At 61.9% G+C, this 3366-nt stretch carries 3 protein-coding genes; 1 reads left to right on the top strand and 2 read right to left on the bottom strand.

Annotated elements, in window-relative coordinates; all coding sequences use genetic code 11:
- Nucleotides 1–247: hypothetical protein (locus VHK65_00520; protein ID HVS04635.1), on the bottom strand; the 247-nt coding region annotated here is incomplete at its 3' end.
- A 168-nt stretch (nt 248–415) separates the two neighbouring features.
- Here VHK65_00520 and VHK65_00515 point away from each other — a divergent pair.
- Nucleotides 416–814 carry an Imm1 family immunity protein gene (locus VHK65_00515; protein ID HVS04634.1) on the top strand — a complete coding sequence of 133 codons (399 nt, stop codon included), beginning with the start codon at nt 416–418 and terminating at the stop codon, nt 812–814.
- Between the two features lie 1044 nt (nt 815–1858).
- On the opposite strand, the gene VHK65_00510 is transcribed toward VHK65_00515, so the two are convergent.
- A complete protein-coding gene (locus VHK65_00510; protein ID HVS04633.1) occupies nt 1859–2131 on the bottom strand; it encodes a helix-turn-helix domain-containing protein in 273 nt (90 codons plus the stop codon).
- Nucleotides 2132–3366: the final 1235 nt, after the last annotated feature.

The following is a 3366-nucleotide window of genomic DNA, read 5'->3' as shown; positions in this document are numbered from 1 at the left end:
GGAGATGGCCCGACCAGCTCAACTTTGCTGGGCCGACGTACGGGATGGCCAGCGCGGTGGAGTCGGCGACACCGCCTATCCCGAGCGGCGGGTTCAGCATCGGCGTGAGCAGTTTGCCGAATGCGGGTGTGACGGGGGACGAAGCCGTTGGGTGGGCGCGATGCGTAGCAAGGTAGAGGCCAGCCACCCCAACCACGAGCAGGACGGCGGCCGCGGCGCCGGCCAGGTTCGGTGAGCGACGCGTCATGAGCGATGTAACGAAACTCGCTCACCTCTTATGCGCGTCGTGTCTGCGGGACATCAGGCCCGAGCCCTTTATCGGCCCAGAAGTTAGTCAATAGCTCGTGGCGGACAGTATTCGAACAGCCGAATCTGCTGGCTGCGCCCGGTTTGCTTAAGCGGATAACCTCCTCAGATGGAGCAGTGGGGGCCGCCGAGAATCGAATGGGAAGAAAACGGCCGAGCGGAGGCCGCGTCCGTCGAGGAAGTCGATCGGCTCCTTGATGATCTGGCGGAGCAAGCTCGTGAAAGGCCGTTCATAGTAGAGCTGATGTCGTCAGCGGGCGATAGCCTCGCGATCGGCTTGGGACGTGAGGAATCCATTCTGAGCTGGGTCCAAGCGAGCGGCGATCCCCCGTACTACGCCAGCAAAGGCGACCGAGACTCGCAAGGTCTGGTCGTGTTCTTCTACGGTGGTCGCTGGTCTGAATTCCCGAGGTCATTTGCCGTAGGCATCGCCGCTGCGCGCAAAGCTATGCGCCTGTTCTTTGAAACTGGCCAGCGGCCTACAAACGTGGAGTGGGACGAGGTCTGAGAAAGGTCATAGCCCGTGGCGGACACTATTCGAACAATCGAATTGGAGCGGTGCTACACTCGCGTGACGTTACAAATCGCGACGCCGCGAGCCAACGGTAGGAAGCGATAACTGGTGCAAACAGGGGTGGGCTCGAGCGGCCAGAGAAGCGCCATCGTGAAAAGATGGTTGGTCATCGTGGCGTCGAGTTGTCTGCTGGCCGGGCTCCTTGGATTCTTGGTTGGCGTCAATCGTTCGGGCCTGACTATTCGGTCTTGCAGGGCGTATGTTGCGCCCACTCAGGCCACTGCAACCTGCGGCGATGGATGGGCATACGCGATTCCCGTTGACGGTGTCAAGTGGCGGGACGCGAGTGGCTCATGGCACGACGCCGGGCGGCCGGACTGCCTTCCACCCGGCTCCCAAGAGGTAAGCCGGATCACCTTCGCCACCGTGGACGCCAACGTGAACGGGGTTAGTTGGCGGCCGGTCGTCTGGGTCTCCTGCTAGGCCAATAGGAACACTGACGCGCAACGGTCCGGCGCGGCCTTATGAGCCGTAGATGGTCGAGGTTGGCCAGGTGTTGGTCACAGCCCGTGGCGGACACTGATCGAACATCCTCGGGATTAATTCAGCGCTCTGAGGCCGGCGAGTCACCCAGCGCGTGGGCTAGGCCAACGATCCAAGTCAGATGGGCGAGCCGGCGTCGAAGCGCCTCGTCTCCCGTGATCAGCTCCGTCTGAGTTCGCTCAGCCGGTGCAACGTAGATCATGTCGCAAATCGGGTGGCTATCGTGTCGGCGAGCCAGCTCCCATGCGCGATCCAGATCACGTTGATCCTCAACGACGCGAATTGGGAGGCGCAGGAGCAAACTGTGGGAGCCGTCTGCAGCCGCACCGCTCCAACGCCGCCGGCGAACGCCGGTGATGAGAGCGTTCGAACCTCTTCGAATAGCAAACGTGGGCCGACAATCTCGGCCGATCTACGAGCCAAACCATCAAGGAGCTTGACGGCGGGTGCCGTTGTGCAACTCCAGGCGCTATCCAATCGATCACGACACTCGCATCAACGACCGGCATTGCTCTCGCGTGAACGGTCCTTCCTATCATCGAGCACGAGATCGCTCGCGGACCGTCCCACCGTTGGGCGCCTCAGCGCCCTTTTCGCAATGGCTTGCCATTCGCGAAGCGAGAGGATCTTTCGGTCGCTGCCGGCCAAGGCCTCCAAATCACCTCGCAGAACGAGGAGTCGCTTTCCGCTCTTCCGAGCACGGAGCTTTCCCGCCCAAACCCAGCGGCGCACAGTCTCAGTCGACCGACCCGTAAGCCGGGGCAGCATCTCTGATACCAACTCGTCCCGCGCCATTTCAGCCACGAGGATGCTCTACTACATCTACCACGCCGTTGTAGAAGTTTGTCAATAGCCGCTGGCAGACACTAATCGAACATTCGAATTGGAGCGCCAGCGCTCAGGCGAGAGATGGAACTTTTCGCGCCCGCCAACGTCATTTGATTTATGGCGACATTCGCGTCGGTCCTTTGGGGACGCCTGCAGAGATCTTGGTTCGGCTCGATCATTGCGCTGGCCGGCGTGACGTTGCTCCTGGCGGTTCCGCTAGTCCGCCGGTGCTCGGCAGTCAGCGGTGTGAGGGGCGTCCCATCTGGTGACGGCTGTGCCTGGACATCTCCGGTTCAGGGCGCCGAAGGACTCGGCCTCGTCATGCTGCTTGCCGTAGTCGCGGTCGCGGCGATCCTTGCAGTGGTGTTCCCGCGACCTTGGGCGCTCATCGCTGTGGGCCTGGGGGACTGCCGCGATCTGGCTGGTCACTGTCAATCTGAACTTTGAACTCAGGTATCAGCTGGGATTGTCCCTCACCGAAGACCTTGAAACGAAATGGCTCCTCGTCTTAATGTTGCCTTCGAGCGTGATGTAGCTGTCGGCGGGCGTCGCTGGCCTGCTGCGACCGAGTAGGTTGCCTGGGGCGGCGCAGCCGATTCCGAGGTCAGGCGCAGCAAGCTCTCGGCGCTGAAGGCACGTGCCCAATGTCTCGAGGCAATCGGGTGATCCGTGCACTCGCAGCAGCTGTTCTAGTCGGTGGTGTCGTGCTCCTCACGCTCTGGCCCAGAGGGTTTTGTGACCTGTCACCTTGCACGCTCAATCCGCCCGGCCCAGATAAGCCCTGCATAGCTATCGGAATCATCGGCCCGTGCCCTGTTACGCTTTGGACGATAGCGGTGCCGCTTGTAGCGGGGCTCGCCGCCGCCGCCGTCGTCCTGATCTCGGGAATCTGGCAGCACCGACGACAAGGCCACTCATCGCCTTAGCTGTCAGAGACCGATAACGCCGGCCGTTGGGCAGATGACCGCGGCCACACGTAGGTTGAGTGGTAGCCCGTGGCGGACACTATTCGAACAATCGAACCTGGACCCTACGACTTAATCGCGCTGGTGACGAGCGCAGGGACCAGGACGCGCTTTTCGAAATCCGTCCCGCCCTGGGTGAAGGTTCCCGTGAACAGGAAGGCTGGCTCGAGGTAGGTCGTTCCGCTCCCCGCCGCCACCGCGATGTAGACG

Source organism: Candidatus Dormiibacterota bacterium (genome assembly GCA_035544955.1).
GTDB lineage: Bacteria > Chloroflexota > Dormibacteria > CF-121 > CF-121 > CF-13.
The sequence above is the reverse complement of the archived record's forward strand: the minus strand, read 5'-3'. Positions and strand labels throughout refer to the sequence as shown.